Annotated in this window: 13 protein-coding genes; 6 read left to right on the top strand and 7 right to left on the bottom strand. The window is 41.9% G+C overall.

Annotation, left to right across the window (positions count from 1 at the left end; all coding sequences use genetic code 11):
• Positions 1-29: 29 nt before the first annotated feature.
• The 6 genes from RMX69_RS23870 to RMX69_RS23845 all read right to left on the bottom strand — a co-directional run bounded on the left by RMX69_RS23870 (position 30) and on the right by RMX69_RS23845 (position 5,428).
• On the bottom strand, positions 30-1,058 hold the full coding sequence (locus RMX69_RS23870) for an ABC transporter substrate-binding protein (protein WP_322638910.1): 1,029 nt from the start codon (positions 1,056-1,058) through the stop codon (positions 30-32).
• Between the two features lie 258 nt (positions 1,059-1,316).
• Positions 1,317-2,318 (bottom strand): substrate-binding domain-containing protein, encoded by a 1,002-nt coding sequence (locus RMX69_RS23865; protein ID WP_322638909.1) that lies wholly within the window; start codon positions 2,316-2,318, stop codon positions 1,317-1,319.
• A gap of 599 nt (positions 2,319-2,917) precedes the next feature.
• Positions 2,918-3,088, bottom strand: a complete 171-nt coding sequence (locus tag RMX69_RS23860) for a hypothetical protein (protein WP_289796116.1) — start codon at positions 3,086-3,088, stop codon at positions 2,918-2,920.
• A gap of 109 nt (positions 3,089-3,197) precedes the next feature.
• Positions 3,198-4,094, bottom strand: coding sequence for an inositol oxygenase family protein (locus RMX69_RS23855; RefSeq protein ID WP_322638908.1), 897 nt, complete (start codon positions 4,092-4,094; stop codon positions 3,198-3,200).
• A 387-nt stretch (positions 4,095-4,481) separates the two neighbouring features.
• A complete protein-coding gene (locus tag RMX69_RS23850) occupies positions 4,482-4,805 on the bottom strand; it encodes a DUF1815 family protein (RefSeq protein ID WP_289796118.1) in 324 nt (107 codons plus the stop codon).
• Positions 4,806-4,942: 137 nt separating this feature from the next.
• Positions 4,943-5,428: a gluconokinase gene (locus RMX69_RS23845; protein ID WP_322638907.1), complete on the bottom strand. Its 486-nt coding sequence runs from the start codon at positions 5,426-5,428 to the stop codon at positions 4,943-4,945.
• 199 nt (positions 5,429-5,627) lie between these two features.
• On the opposite strand from RMX69_RS23845, the gene RMX69_RS23840 reads away from it, so the two are divergent.
• The 6 genes from RMX69_RS23840 to RMX69_RS23815 all read left to right on the top strand — a co-directional run bounded on the left by RMX69_RS23840 (position 5,628) and on the right by RMX69_RS23815 (position 15,745).
• Positions 5,628-6,659 (top strand): LacI family DNA-binding transcriptional regulator, encoded by a 1,032-nt coding sequence (locus RMX69_RS23840; RefSeq protein ID WP_322638906.1) that lies wholly within the window; start codon positions 5,628-5,630, stop codon positions 6,657-6,659.
• A 157-nt stretch (positions 6,660-6,816) separates the two neighbouring features.
• A complete protein-coding gene (gene uxaC / locus RMX69_RS23835; RefSeq protein ID WP_322638905.1) occupies positions 6,817-8,238 on the top strand; it encodes a glucuronate isomerase in 1,422 nt (473 codons plus the stop codon).
• A gap of 271 nt (positions 8,239-8,509) precedes the next feature.
• A complete protein-coding gene (locus RMX69_RS23830) occupies positions 8,510-9,346 on the top strand; it encodes an SDR family oxidoreductase (RefSeq protein WP_322638904.1) in 837 nt (278 codons plus the stop codon).
• Positions 9,347-9,348: 2 nt separating this feature from the next.
• Positions 9,349-10,632 carry a lactate racemase domain-containing protein gene (locus RMX69_RS23825; protein ID WP_322638903.1) on the top strand — a complete coding sequence of 428 codons (1,284 nt, stop codon included), beginning with the start codon at positions 9,349-9,351 and terminating at the stop codon, positions 10,630-10,632.
• 158 nt (positions 10,633-10,790) lie between these two features.
• Positions 10,791-11,420 carry a dTMP kinase gene (gene tmk / locus RMX69_RS23820; protein ID WP_322638902.1) on the top strand — a complete coding sequence of 210 codons (630 nt, stop codon included), beginning with the start codon at positions 10,791-10,793 and terminating at the stop codon, positions 11,418-11,420.
• Between the two features lie 1,040 nt (positions 11,421-12,460).
• On the top strand, positions 12,461-15,745 hold the full coding sequence (locus RMX69_RS23815) for a bifunctional diguanylate cyclase/phosphodiesterase (RefSeq protein WP_322638901.1): 3,285 nt from the start codon (positions 12,461-12,463) through the stop codon (positions 15,743-15,745).
• Between the two features lie 195 nt (positions 15,746-15,940).
• Here RMX69_RS23815 and RMX69_RS23810 read toward each other — a convergent pair whose 3' ends face one another.
• Positions 15,941-16,252, bottom strand: a complete 312-nt coding sequence (locus tag RMX69_RS23810; RefSeq protein WP_322638900.1) for a hypothetical protein — start codon at positions 16,250-16,252, stop codon at positions 15,941-15,943.
• Positions 16,253-16,265: the final 13 nt, after the last annotated feature.

Below are 16,265 nucleotides of genomic sequence, written 5' to 3'. Positions count from 1 at the left end.
AATTTCCCATTGCAAATTCACAATTTTTATTACTTCCAGCCTTTTTCTGTGCTGACGTTATCTTTTGTGATCAACTTAACTGGAATCAGAATCGTAGAACTACTTGGTTTTTTCCCATTTAAGATGTCGTTGCCAACTTGAACCGCTTTTTCAGCCATCCCTCGCGGATTTTGAGTAGCAGTTGCTGCATATATACCATCTTTAGCTGCGATCGCAGTTATTGCTTCTGGCGCACCATCAACCCCAACAATAAAGAAATCTTTACGTTGTGCTTGATTAGCTGCTAGTTCTGCGCCAACTCCACTCGGATCATTGATGGCAAAAACCGCATCAATTTTTGGAAAGGTTGTGAGCAAATCAGTCATAACTCTGAGTCCTCCATCCCGACTACCCTCTGCATTCTGGTTTTTGGAGAGTATTTTGATATCGGGATATTTAGACAATACGTTCTCGCAGCCACTAACTCGCTGAATCACCGAGTCCACTGGCGGCCCGTTAACTATGACAACATTACCTTTACCTTTGAGGCGGTCAGCAATATATTTGCAACTAACTTCTCCAGCTTGGACGTTATTAGTAGTAATGGTGGCATCTACACCTCCCTCAGCACCAGTGTCTACTGCAATGACAATCCTACCTGCTTGTTTTGCCTTTTCAATTGCCGGCTTAATACCACTTTTATCAGCAGCATTGACGATAATGATGTCAGTATTGGAAGCCGTGAAATTTTCAATTTGATTGGCTTGTTGGTTGAGGTCATAGGCACTGGAAACTACGGTAACATTGACATCCTTACCGCCAATTTTCTTCGCCTCTGCCTCAGTTGCTTGTCCCATGAGGACGAAGAAGGGATTACTTAAATCACCAACGGTAAAGGCAACTGATTTTAATTTTCCATTCCCAGTGGCAGTTTTAGTCTCTGCACTAGTATTGGTAGCAGGTTTAGTATCAGGGTTAGTAGCTGTGTTGCCATCGGGAGAACCATTTGTACAGCCGACAAGACTGCCACTGATGATACCTAATAAGCTAGCTGCGATCGCAATCTTTTTCACATTCATATATCTCCTACAAGTCATTCTTACTCACACAAATTTGAAAACGATGTATTAAAAAAACAGGGTAAAATATACTAACCTTACGCCGTGTGCAACTTTCTCTCAGACCTAACCCCCAACCCCTTCCCTACAAGGGAAGGGGAGCAAGAATCAAAGCCTCTCTCCCTGTGGGGGAGAGGTTTGGAGAGGGGTTCTAAGAATAAGTTGCACATCGCGTAACCTTGCTTTATCAAGCCTTTTTCTGTGTTTTGTAATTACAAATTACCAGCCTTGGTAGTTGCTAAGATTCTCTCTAGTAACCAACTTGACTGGAATCAGAATATTTGGTGACTCAGGTTTTTTACCCTGGATGATATCGTTGCCAATCTGAACCGCTTTTTGAGCCATCCCTGCGGGATTTTGAGCAGCAGTTGCAGCAAATACACCATCCTTATCTTCCATTGCTTTGGTTGCATCTGGCGATCCGTCAACCCCAACAATAAAAAATTCTTTACGTCTTGCTTGTTTAGCTGCTAAATCTGCGCCGACACCGCTTTGGTCGTTAGTGGCAAAAACAGCATCAATTTTCGGAAAGGTTGTCAGCAAATCGCTCATGACTCTCAGTCCTCCATCCCTTGTCCCTTCGGCATTTTGCTCTTTAGAGATAAGTTTAATATTCGGATATTTAGACAATGATTTCTCACAGCCACTCACTCGCTGATTGATTGAGTCCATCGGAGTACCGTTGAGGATGACTACACTACCTTGACCTTTGAGGCGATCGGCAATATATTTGCAAGCAACCTCACCAGCTTGGGTATTGTTGGAACTAATCATCGCATCTACATCTGCATCAACGGCTGAATCTAATGCAATCACAACCCTACCTGCAAGCCTTGCTTGGTCAATAACTGGTTTAACTCCTTTTTTATCAACAGCGCTGAGGATAATTAGGTCAGTATTCGCAGCCGTAAAATTTTCGATTTGGTTGGTTTGTTGGTTCAAATCAAAGGCACTAGAAACCGCATTAACTCTGATATTACCCCCGATTTTCTGGGCTTCTGTCTCAGCCCCTTTCTGCACTGCATTATAGAAAGGATTGCCTAAATCACCCAAAGCAACGCCGATTGTTTGCAATTTTTTATTTGGACTAGTAAGACTCTCTGCACTTATGTTAGTAGCTTTGTTGTTAGTATTAGTTGCAGTGTTATCATTTTTAACGCCATTTGTGCAACTAACAACCGCAAAACCTAATATGCCAACTATGAGCGAAATTTTCTTCATATTTATAACAACGGATTTAAATTTGACAAAGGTCATGACAATGTAAATAGGTCTGAAAATCTTAGACCTAACCTAGTGATACTAATAGTTTTTGTCATTTCAAATCCAAAGGTCTTTTGATGTGACGTAATTGGAATTATTACTATTAGTGTCACTAAAGAAAGTGATTTATTCTTAAAGCAGAATTATGAACATTACACTACTTCAAATAATCACATTTTTTTGGTGAAGTTACTTCGTAGTTCATAGCTGGAAAACAGCTTTTCAGTGAAACTTCCAAAAATTAGTTTTATTAAAGTTGTCAATCTTTATTTGTTTTGACTTTTTTCATTTTATCCCGCTCCTGTGCAAACATTAACTTTGTTTATCGAACTTTACAAATGGAAAAGATTTTAAATCTCGCCATCGAACCCAAGGTCTTCTTTTCAAAGTATCTACATAAATTAGCCTATTCAATATTAGGGTAAATGTTAAAAAGGTTAACATTTCTCAACTAATATTTTTCAGATAAGATATTATTAGAATAGAGAGCTTTTTGATTGTGAATGCTAGATTTTGAAAAATGTAAACATCCTTTGGTTAGATTTTCTAAATGAACTCTAATCAGCTTGCCAAGCATATTTATTTCTTATTCCTCCTCCATCACTTACAGGCAATAGAGGAGTAAACAAGATAATATTGTCAGAATTCAGCACCCAGGTGGTCGCCGAGCCTGTCCTGAGCGCAGCCTCTCGTAGAGAAGGGCGTAGCCGAGGTGAGTCAGGAGTCATAATTTATAAGGAATCTAGAATAATTAGTATATTTATTCATCAAAGTTATTCTGAGTTTCTAACTATTCTGACTCCTGAATTCTGACTCCTGAGTTCTTCTTCAAGCAGTTTAAAACTTTAATGTTGCGGGTAAATATTTAGCCACCAAATCTTCATAGTATGGTTTTAATTTCTGCCAATCAGGAGGAATAGGGTTTTTTGAATACAAATCGTAGGGATTGAACAAACGTACCCATTTAAACATTTCTCTATCGTGTTTATCCATCAAATGTTCATACGCATTGTCACGATGTTGAGGATAAAATGAGTGATAGCGAAGCATATACAATGCAGGTTCGGGCAAATAGTTTTTCATCATCTGATAAAAATACTCATCATGCCCCCATGACATATGTACATTAGTCAATCCACAGTTAGGCTCATAAATGCCATATTTAGTGTTGTAATCGTGGTTATTATAATCAGGATTTTCTTTAAAGAATTCTGAGAAAACAATCTTATCAGAAAATGCACAACCTACAGGATAAGTATCGCCTACGGTAGCCCATTGAGGTTCACCAAATAGACAAAGCACTTTCCCCATATCGTGAAAGAAGCCAGTAAGTACCATCCAGTCAGGATGACCATCGGCGCGAATGGCTTCTGATGTTTGCAATAAATGCTGTAACTGATCCATGTCTGTATCAGGATCGGAATCATCAACTAATTGATTCAAAAATTCGACCGCATCCCAAACAGACATTTCTTTTTTATCAAACTTCAAAAATTCTTTTTCTTTTTGAAGTACAAAATTATATGTTTGATTAATATGATTTAACCGATAAAACTCTTTGACCGTATTTCTAACAGTCGTTTCGTAATTCCTATACTCTTCGGTGGTTTTACCTTCTTTAACTATCCTATCTGGATCGGGATAGCGATTAAGTAAGTCTTCTTCCCATTCTTCTAGTGAATGTAAGGGATTGTTTTGAACCTGAACAATGGCATTATTTAAAGTTTGAGACATATCTTCCTAGTTGTCGATATTGTATTTGTTAAATGGAATCTTTTATGCACAGGTGTGCATAAACTTGTTTTAAACTCATGCTTTATTTTTGCACACGTGTGCAAAAATGTGTGTTAAGTTTCATTTCATACTTGCACTGCTAGGATGATTATTTCACCCGGTTTGATCCGAATATGGTTTAGTCAAGGGTTATTGGTGTTTCAAGACGCGATAAATCGCGTCTCTACATCTGGGTTGTATTCGATCTATTTGATTCCGAAAAAATGGTACTTTTGTTTTTTGCACACCTATACATTAAGTTACTAAATATAAGCTAATCTTTTGTATGACACATTTGTGCAAAATCTGTACTTATTAATTTTGATGTCAGACTTAACTAGTCTAGTATCAATTTGTCAGTTGTACAGCAGTAGAATATTTAATAAGATTAGCCAACTCTTGTAGCTGGTTTATCGCTTCTGCACCTTCCAACTTCATTAATTCGCGATCGTCCCACAATTCCATCCAAGTAATTCCGTAATCAGATACTAAAAACCGAATCAGGTGCTTTTCTCTTAGGCTAACCATAAATGAAGCACTTTTCATTTGATCGCCACATGTATAACATGAGGCAGTATAGCCACGCCTCTCAAGTATAATTGTCAAGGCTTGTAGGTTCATTACCAAGTCTTGAACGAATTGCTGATGCTGTTGCGCTAATCTTAGAAACACTAGTTTTCTCCTACCATTACAGTTATCTGCTTGCTTTGATATTTATTTAGACTGACATCTGATGCGATTTAGTTGCCAAAAGTTCGTGTTTTCCTAGATACGTGATTAATCTTAATATTACGGTTGTTACCACTCAGCTAAATTTCCAGAGCAGTTCTAATGTTTTGGACAATTATCTGCGGCGGCTGTGCAACATCTATAGATAGAGTATCTACTGGTTCTTCAAGGGTATAAAACTGGCTGTCGAGTAGTTTCTCGCTCATGTAATGATTGCTACGCTCTTGTAAGCGCATTTGAATCAACTCATAAGACCCTTTGAGGTAAACTAGTTTGGTGCGTTCGCTATCCAATACCAAAAATTTCCGATAGCTATCTTTTAAAGCCGAACACGCCAGCACTACATTTTTATTTTCTTGTAGCCAGTGTTTAATAGCTGTTTGCAAATCTTGTAACCAAGGTATTCTGTCATCTTCACTCAGAGGGATACCGCACCGCATTTTCTCAACATTCTCTGGCGAGTGGAAAGTATCAGCGTCGCTAAATTCCCATTCTAAGGAGTCTGCTAGCAGTTTGCCGATGGTGGTTTTTCCAGAACCAGACACACCCATGACGATAATAATCATTTTTTTCTTAATAAAAGTTCAACTAATTCGGAATTGGTAATTTGTAACTTGTAATCATGGACGGAGGTAAAAATCAGGACTATTAACTCCTTTCCATGCGAAATGTGAGTTGTATTAAAATCTCTTGACAAATAACGATTATTTTCTATAATACATACAAATGCACACGTGTGCAATATTTAAAAGCTAAGATAAAATAATGAATAAACGAAGAATTTCAATTGAAGATATTGCCCGCAGAGCAGGGGTTTCTCATTCTACAGTTTCACGCGCTTTGCGAGATAACGCTCTCATTAGCCCGAAAGTGCGAGAAGAAATTAAGCGACTGGCAGAGGAAATGAGCTATGTGCCAAATGCTATTGCTCAAAGCTTGCAAAATAAACGTACTAATACTATTGGTGTAGTAGTAACTTCAATTTCAGATCCCTTTTACGCTGAGGTGGTAGAAGGAATCGAAAAGATAGCCAAACCAGCGGGTTTGAGTGTTTTATTGAGTGCTTCACACCGAGATTTTGAGCAGGAAATGGCAGCTATTGATACTTTTCATCGCCGCAGGGTGGACGGGATCTTAATAGCCGACTCGCGAATTAGTAAACAGCATACTAAACAACTTACACAAATTGCTGTGCCAACAGTTCTGATTAATAGTCAAACTGAAGATCAATCGGAAATATTTCATTCAGTTGCAATAGACGATCGCTTAGGTGCTAAATTAGCGACAGAGCATCTAATTAGTCTGGGACACACTGCTATTGGTTATCTGGGTGTAGGCGATCGCAGCAGGTCGAACCAGCAGCGCCTAGAAGGATATCAAATAGCCCTTGCGGAAGCTGGTATTCCACAAAATACTGATTGGGTTTCAATTAGTGACGAATATGATATCAGAACCAGCGATGTGAACACTGGACAAAATATGCTGTCTAAACTATTGGCTGCGGAAGTTACAGGCATATTTTGTTACAACGATATGGTAGCAATTGGCGCTCTGTTAGCTTGCCATGAATTAGGTATTTTAGTACCGCGAAATTTAAGCCTCGTCGGATTTGATGGTATTGCTTTAGGCGGTTACGTTACGCCTGCACTGACCACAATCAGCCAGCCAATGTTGGAAATTGGTGGCTATGCCATGCAAATGTTACTCGATTTAATAGAAGAAAAAACTGTGGAAAACCGCGTTTTATCTCCTTTTCTATTAAAGCGTAGTAGCAGTGCAGCATTATTAACAATTTAGGCGTTGCTGAATTAAGGGATGATTCTTGTGGGGTGGGCATCCTGCCCGCCCGGAAATACAAGGGACGCTCATGTTGCCCATCCCACAAAAATAGTAAAATCATCCCGTCAATATGCAACCCCACAATTTAAAAATCAAAACAATTTATACAAAAATTATGTTAACTAAAAAACCGAGTTTATCTCCCGATCGCTGCTTCTCTCCAGAACCAGTTCAAAGACGACTAGCCCATCAATTTTTTGATAGCATATCTGCGTTACCTCTAGTTTGCCCACACGGACACGTAGATCCAGCTTTGTTAGCTAATCCCGCAGCTCGTTTTGGTTCACCAACCGAATTACTGATTATCCCTGACCACTACCTTTTGCGGATGCTCTATAGTCGGGGCGTATCTCTGCAAGCTTTGGGCATACCAAGTAATGATGGTTCGCCAAGAGAAACAGACCACCGCAAAATCTGGCAATTGTTCGCTGACCATTTTTATCTATTCCAGGGTACTCCATCCGGGTTGTGGCTGAAAGAGGAACTAACTAATGTCTTTGGGGTGGATGAACCTTTAAACTCTCGCAACGCCGGACGTATCTATGATTATCTGGAAGGTTTGTTAGCCTCAGCGGAGTTTTCCCCTCGTGCTTTATTCAAACGCTTTAATATCGAAGTGCTTTGTACTACCGATGCCGCCAGTGATAACCTAGAGAATCAGCGATCGCTCCACGAAGAAGGTTTTACTCAAATTAGACCAACTTTTCGCCCAGATGCAGTAGTTAACCTAGATGCTCCTAGTTGGCGGGAAAATCTTAGCAAGTTGGAAAGCAGTATCGGTAGAGAAATTAATACTTATGCCAATTTTGTGCAAGCTCTCGAAGAACGTCGAGCTTTCTTTAAAAAAATGGGCGCGACAGCTACCGATCAAGGTGCAGCTACACCCTATACTACACGTCTTTCTGAGCAAGAAGCTGAAGCTATCTTTGCGAGAGCATTAGCCAATAAGCTGAATCCAGGGGATGTCGAAAATTTTACCGGTCATATCTTCATGGAAATGGCGCGGATGAGTGTGGAAGATGGCTTGGTGATGCAAATGCATTGTGGTGTGATGCGTAACCATAATCCGGCTTTATTTGAGAGATTTGGAGCTGATAAAGGTGCTGATATTCCCGTAACAATAGAGTGGACTCAAAATCTGCGTCCGTTGTTGTCAGCTTACGGTAACGATCCGCGTTTCCATCTAATCATTTTTGGCATGGATGAAAGCGCTTATAGCCGCGAGATGGCTCCTTTAGCTGGTCATTATCCTACTGTATTGCTTGGCCCGCCTTGGTGGTTTCATGACAGCGTAAATGGTATGGAGCGTTATTTCAATCAGGTAATGGAAACTGCGGGAATTTATAATACTGCTGGATTTAATGATGATACGCGGGCTTTTGTTTCGATTCCGGCTCGTCATAATGTCTGGCGGCGGGTAGCTTGTAATTGGTTGGCTGGATTGGTTGCGCGGGGGTTGGTTGAGGAGGAGGAGGGGTATGAGATGGCTCGTGCTTTGGCTTATGACCTCGCTAAGGTTGCTTATAAGTTGGAGTGACAATTCTCCACAATCAAGCTATTAGGACTAGGGCGTGTTTTCAAAATCTTGATCCCCCCAACCCCCCTTAAAAAGGGGGGTTAAGAGTCTCTTAAAGTCCCCCTTTTTAAGGGGGATTTAGGGGAATCTAAAAAGTTAGGAGGCTAAACGAGTATTTTAAAAACACACCCTAGTCCTAGCTAGATAGAAAACCTGGAAATCCAGATTAAATATTGACTTTTTTAATTACGAATTAAAAATTCCGAATTGGAATCAGCAGAGGAATCATTAAATGTCAGAGTTGATTTTAAGTAAACTTTTTAGCTTGACGGGGCGGGTAGCTGTAGTTACTGGTGGTTCTGGTGTGCTTGGTGGGTCTATGGCAAAGGGTTTGGCTCTGGCTGGAGCGCGAGTTGTGGTTTTGGGTCGCAATGAAGTCAGGGCGGGGGCGGTGGTGGCTGAGATTACTGCTGGTGGTGGAGAAAGTATGGCTGTGGTAGCAGATGTTAGCGATCGCTCCCAATTAGAAATCGCTAGGGATGTTATTATACAGCGTTGGGGTGAAATAGATATCTTGGTAAATATGGCTGGTGGTAATATTCCGGCTGCCACAATTTCTCCTGATGCGACTATTTTTGATATGCCACATACAGCTTTTGAGGAAGTAGTTAGCCTCAATTTAGTTGGGACTTTACTACCTTGTCAGGTTTTTGGTCAAGCAATGGTGGAAAGAAGTCAGCCTCACGGTTGCATTGTGAATATTTCTTCTATGTCTGCTATTCGAGCGATTAGTCGGGTGGTTGGCTACTCAGCTGCGAAAGCGGGGATAGATAACTTTACTCGTTGGCTAGCGGTAGAACTCGCCCAAAAATATGGTGATGGAATGCGAGTAAATGCGATCGCACCAGGTTTTTTTATTGGCGAACAAAATCGAGATTTACTCTTAAATTCTGATGGTAGTTTAACCGAACGTGGGCAAAAAATTATTGACCATACCCCCGCCGGACGTTTCGGAAAACCAGATGAATTACTCAGCACTTTGATCTGGTTATGTAGTTCTGGTTCTAGTTTTGTTAATGGGGTAGTTGTGCCGGTAGATGGTGGATTTAGTATCTACAGTGGAGTTTAATAATGTATTCACTAGCCGTAAATAACGGGACACTTTCAGATGAGCAAGTTTCTGAGTTAATTCATCAAGCTTTCGCAGACCCTAAGTTGGATGGACAGCGCATCTTGGTGTTAATTCCAGATAGTACCCGCACTGCTCCTATCCCGCAAATGTTTCGATTGCTTCATCAGGAGTTGAGTCAAAGAGTTACATCTCTGGATTTTTTAATTGCTCTGGGTACACATAATCCCATGAGTGAAGAACAAATCAATCACTTGGTGGGAGTGACACCAGAGGAGCGAGAGACAACTTTTAAAAAAATTCGCATCTTTAACCACCTTTGGAATGAGCCGGATACCTTTATTTATTGTGGAGTAATTTCGGCAGAAGAGATATCAGAAATTAGTAGTGGAATGTTACATCAATCAGTTGATGTGCATATTAATAAACTAGTAACAGAATACGATTTGATCGTGATTTGCGGCCCAGTTTTTCCTCACGAAGTTGTCGGTTTTTCTGGTGGAAATAAATATTTTTTCCCTGGCATTGGTGGTCAAGAAGTAATTAATCTCTCGCACTGGTTAGGTGCTTTAATTACTTGTTACGAAATTATTGGTACGCTAGGAATCACACCAGTCCGGCGTTTGATTAACCGAGCTGCTAACCTGATTTCTACCCCAAAACTTTGTTTAGCGATGGTAGTCGCACCCAAAACAAATCAGCTAGCTGGACTCTATATAGATCAACCAGAGTCAGCCTGGGAAGCAGCTGCACAATTATCAGCTAAACTGAATATTAAATATGTAGATCGACCTTTTAAACAAGTGCTTTCAGTCATGCCCCAAATGTACGATGATATTTGGACAGCGGCAAAAGGCATGTACAAGTTAGAGCCAGTAGTAGCTGACGGAGGAGAAGTAATTATATATGCTCCTCATATTACCGAGTTTAGCTATACACACGGCGAAATTTTATCCGAAGTTGGCTATCATGTCCGGGATTACTTTCTCAAACAGTGGCATAAATTTCAAGACTATCCTGCTGGAGTGCTAGCCCATAGTACTCATTTGAAAGGGATGGGTACTTTTGATCCGATAAAAGGAGAACAAGCGCGGATTCGCGTGACTTTAGCGACTGGTATTTCTGCTGAACGCTGTGCTGCTCATAACTTAAACTATCGCGATCCGGCGACTATTCGACCGACAGAATGGGCGAATCGAGAGGATGAAGGCATATTGCTTGTGCCGAAAGCTGGCGAGATACTGTACCGTTTAAGTGACACTAATTTTCAGGAAACTAAATCGTAGTTTTTGAGACGCGATAAATCGCCGTCTCTACAAGTGTTTTGGTCTTATCTGAACTGTATTGAATCATAAACTGCGATCGCAGGTTAATTTTCCACTTCGCGCTATTCTTGATCTGATGAAACGTCAGCGAATCAGTTTATAGCAGCGAACAAAAAAGCATGGGTGGCAAATTAATTGTATTTGAAGGGGTGGAAGGCTGTGGCAAAACCAGCCAAATGCAGCTTTGTTCTGAGTGGTTGGAAAGTCTAGGTGTTTCTGTGGTGGTAACTCGTGAACCAGGGGGAACAGAGTTGGGTTTACATCTTCGCCGCTTGCTACTAGAAAAGTCAGAAGATAAACCAGTAGCAGAGGTGACAGAACTTTTATTGTATGCTGCTGACCGATCGCAACACGTTGAACAAGAACTTAAACCGCAACTGCAAGCTGGGAAATATATTTTATGCGATCGCTACACTGACTCTACCATTGCCTATCAAGGATATGGTCGGAGTCTGAATATGAGTTTAATCAATCAGCTTAATAATATTGCCACTGGTGGTTTAGAAAGTGACTTAACTATTTGGCTAGATGTCGATGTCGAGGTTGGACTTTCTCGCAAACTCTCAGATAAAGTAGGACTAGACCGCATTGAACAGGAGACAATCGCTTTTCATCGGCGCGTTCAACAAGGATACGCACATTTAGCAGCATCTCATCCCTCACGAATTGTTCGCGTAGATGGCAGTTTGAGTAAGGAAGCTGTACAACAAGTAATTCAAGGAATTTTACGCGCACACCTGCACCTGTAGAGCTAAGGGACTTCCATTGACATCCTCACCGACCTAAAGACGCTCTTAAGAAGGAGTAATGAGTAATAAGTAATGAGTAAATACCCATTTTTCATCCACTCATTATATCATGTCCGCTTGATTGCTTATTAAACCCGAAGAACCCCACCCCCGCCAAAGCTACGCTTTGTCTCCCCTCCCCGCTTGCGGGGAGGGGATTAAGGGGTGGGGTGCAATGACTGTGGTTAGCATAACTAATTATGCGGACATGATATTACTCTTTACTTTAAAGCATTGCGTGAAGCACGGGGCTTCTCTACGAGACGCTTCGCGAACAGACCCAAATATGTGGTGATATCATATCCGCTTGATTGCTTATTAAACCCGAAGAACCCCACCCCACCAAAGCTACGCTTTGTCTCCCCTCCCCGCTTGCGGGGAGGGGATTAAGGGGTGGGGTTCTTTTTTTATGGGTAATTTAGCAGACATGATATTTCATTGCGAATGCAACGAAGTGGAATGAAGCAATCGCAAGGTTTTCGAGATTGCTTAACTTCGTTCGCAATAACAATTATTCAACTGGACATGATATCAAACGCTTGTTCCACATACACTTTACCTCTCCCTGCTACCGTGTACACCGTAGATGCCTTGAGGAGGGGAAGTTTTGACTTTAGACAAAACTGGGGTGGGGTGACGCGGATAGTGATGGTAAGCGAGTGGACTTAATACCGGGTGATTATAGGGCTTTCACGTTAAGTTGACACCAATGCACAACTGTAAATCCATACAAATGTAAAAATAATTTGGGATAATTTATTTTTTGTCAGTCCCTAATCTCATATCCCGATTTTTGCCAGATAATTAAGTGTTGTAATAAAGAACACGGTGACTTTTCTGTAACGTACTTGGCGAAGATGGAACCTTTACCGCTAACGGATGAGCCAATTATGATAAAGTAACCGCGATACCTGCGGCAACAAGCTATTTAATACTGAATAAGTTTTGGTAGTATAGCTAACCAATATTTAGAGCAAACAATTTGTGTTTGAAATAACGTGATGCTGGAATTAGGGAAAAGCCTTTTCGCTTATAAACAGTTTATTCCTCACGGTCATTGCTATCTTTGGAAACCGGAATTAGTGGGGTTGCATATTGTATCCGACAGTTTAATTGTCTTTGCTTATTATTCCATTCCCATTACGTTACTTTATTTTGTCCGCAAACGCCAAGATTTGCCCTTCAACCGAGTATTTATACTATTTGCAATATTTATTGTTACTTGTGGCACTACCCACCTAATGGAGATTTGGACGCTCTGGTATCCAACTTATTGGTTGAGTGGTTGCCTTAAAGCTATTACAGCCATAATTTCACTTTACACAACTTGTGAACTTATACCTTTGATACCAAAAGCGCTTGCTCTCCCCAGTTCTGCACAATTGGAGGCAGCCAATCGAGAACTGGAGAGGGAAGTTAACGAACGGCAAGCCGCGCTGCGCGAACGTAAACAGGCAGAACTCGCATTACAAGAGCGGGAAGCTATGTTGCGGCGAATTGGCGATAATCTGCCCAATGGGGCAATTTATAAAGTAATCCGCGAAGTAGATGGTAGCGATCGCTTTGCTTATATTAGCGCGGGGATTGAAAGACTGATGGAAGTCAGGGCAGAAGATGCACTTAAGGATTCAAGTTTGCTCTATCGCCAATTTATCCCAGAGGATGCACTACTCTTAGCGGCAGCAGTTGAGGAATCCCGGCGGAATCTCTCGGTGTTTGATATACAATTGCGAATCCAAACGCCCAGCGGTCTGCTTAAATGGCTCCATTTTCGTTCCACGCCACGCCAATTCGAGGATGGAAGGGTGGTTTGGGATGGGTTGGTGGTGGATGTGACCAATCTTAAGTGTGCTGAAGAAACACTACGCAAGCGTGAAGCCTTATTAGAAGAATCTCAGCGAGTTGCTCGTCTCGGTAATTGGGAGTTTGAAATTGCCAGTGGCAAAATTACCTGGTCAAAACAGCTTTTTGCCCTCTTCAATCGAGATCCCACACTTCTTGAATTAGACTATGAAGAAAATCTTCAGTTATACCACCCAGAGGATCGAGAAAAACTACACGAAGCCGTTGAGCGGGCAATGTCAACTGGCGAATCTTACAAACTTATTCTGCGCGCACCTCAAACTGACGGATCTACTACTTATATTGAGGGGATTGGACATGCAGAATTTAACACGGATGGAAAAGTAATTCGCCTCTATGGGACTGCCCAAGATGTTACAGAACGCAAGCAAGCAGAAATTGCTCTGAAAGAAAGCGAGATTCGCTACCGTGCCATTGTCGAAGATCAGACTGAACTCATTACCCGATATTTACCAGATGGTACACTCACCTTTGTCAACCAAGCTTATGCACTTTATTTTGGGCGATCGCCAGAGGAACTGATCGGCAGCCGCTATCAACCGGCTATCTTTGAAGAAGATCGAGAGCGAGTTGCGCAAGTAGTCGCTTCAATGAGTGCTGATAATCCTGTTGCCATCATTGAGAATCGTGTGATTGTGGCAGATGTGGTGCGTTGGACTCAGTGGCATAACCGGATGTTGTTTGACGAGCAAGGATGCTTTATCGAATTTCAATCAGTAGGACGCGATATCACAGCCCTCAAACAAATCGAAGAAAAACTTTTTCAAGAAAAAGAATTAGCTCAGGTGACGTTGCAATCGATCGGAGATGCAGTTATTACCACAGATGCCTTTAGCAGGATTCAATACCTCAATCCGGTTGCAGAATCTCTGATTGGATGTAGCGAACTATCGGCACAAGGATTGCCGTTACTAGAAATCTTTAAAATTGTGCATGAAATAACACGTGAGCCAGTTCAGAACCCAATTGAGCTAGCGTTACAGGAAAATCGAATTGTGGGTTTAGCCAACCATACCGTCTTACTTGCTCGAAATGGTCAAGAGATTGCCATTGAAGATTCAGCCGCGCCCATTCGCAATCGTGAGGGAAAAGTTATTGGCGCAGTTATGGTGTTTCATGACGTGACTCAGAACCGTAAACTTTCGCGTCAACTATCCTGGCAGGCCTGCCATGATGCCTTAACCGGATTAGTAAATCGCCAGGAATTTGAGCGGCGGGTTGAACAAGCATTGTGCCTTGCCAAATCAGACTACCAGGTTCATGCGTTGTGCTATTTGGATCTCGATCGCTTCAAAATTGTAAATGATACCTGTGGTCATCTGGCTGGAGACGAACTACTGTGTCAAATTACTGCCCTATTGCAGGAGAAGATTCGGAAAACTGACACACTGGCACGGTTAGGGGGTGATGAATTTGGCGTATTGCTCAATCAGTGTATGCCAGAGCAAGCTTTACGAGTTGCCAATGAGCTGCGTGAGTGTGTTCAAGAGTTCCGGTTTGTTTGGGAAAAGCAGGTATTCTCAATTGGGGCAAGTATCGGCTTGGTTGGTATCGACAGGTATAGCGAGAGCCTTGCAGAGATTATCAGCACAGCTGACGCAGCTTGCTATACCGCAAAAAATCGGGGGCGCAATCGCGTATATGTTGCTGAGGCTGACGATCAGGAGCGACTGCAACAGCGTGGCCAGATGCAATGGGCTAGCCGCATTTCTCAAGCCTTGGAAAGTGATGGGTTTTGTCTCTATGCTCAAAAAATTGCTGCTATTACTCCAGCAGATCAAAACAACGACCATTATGAAGTCTTGCTGCGGCTCCGGGATGAGCAGGGAAATTTAGTGCTGCCGATGGCGTTTATTCCAGCAGCAGAACGCTACAACTTGATGCACCTGATCGATCGGTGGGTGATTCGGACTCTCTTCAGGAATTGGCCAAGGGTTGTTGGCGATAAACAAAGTATCTATGCAATTAACCTCTCTGGCTCTAGCATCAACGACGATCAGTTCATTAACTTCTTGTATGAGCAGTTTTCCTTACACCCGATCTTACCCCAGCGCATCTGTTTTGAGATTACCGAAACTGTGGCGATCGCTAACCTCATAAAAGCCAAGCAGTTCATTGAATCACTCCAGCAGATGGGCTGTCGCTTCGCATTAGACGATTTTGGTGTGGGGATGTCGTCGTTTGCCTATCTTAAGTCTCTGCCTGTGGATTACCTGAAAATTGACGGCAGTTTTATTCGGAACATTATTGAAAATTCTGTGGATGATGCGATCGTGACAGCAATCACGCGCATTAGCAGTGTGATGGGTATTCAGACGATTGCTGAGTTTGTGGAGAATGATGCAATTTTAGAGCGAATTACGGCACTAGGAATTGATTACGCACAGGGATATGGCATTGGAATACCTTGCCCATTGAGCTAGGTAGGGGGAAGGGAGAAGGGGAAAAAGAGTTTAAATAATTAGCCGGATATAATACAAGTGCAAGATGTGATTTCAAGTCATCTGTGGTGCGATTGCCTCGTTCCCAGTCTCCGACTGGGAATGCCATCCTGGAGGCTCCGCCTCCCTTGCAGACCGCAGAGCCGCCATGATTAGCAAGTTTTAAAAGAGTTTTCGCTAGCGATCGCAACTTTTTTCTTCGTCACTCTGAATGTACTGGCGTGTCAAGGCTAAAATGTTGCAATAAATTTTCTTGTGGGGCGGGCATCTTGCCCGCCAATTAGGACGGGCTAGAAGCCCATCCCACAAGAGTTTGCTAATGCACAAATTTAGTCTTGACACGCCAGTACAAGTAGTTATTGTCAACATCGCAACATTGGTCCCAAACATTGCAATATTCCTCATCAACATCGCAACATTTATCCCAAACATTGCAATATTCGTCATCAACATTGCAACATTGATCCCAAATATTGCAATATTCGTCATCAACATTACAATA

The organism is Nostoc sp. EspVER01 (genome assembly GCF_034530635.1).
In the GTDB taxonomy this organism is placed as follows: Bacteria; Cyanobacteriota; Cyanobacteriia; order Cyanobacteriales; family Nostocaceae; genus Nostoc.
Note: the sequence above shows the minus strand (reverse complement) of the source record. Positions and strands in the feature narration are given on the sequence as shown.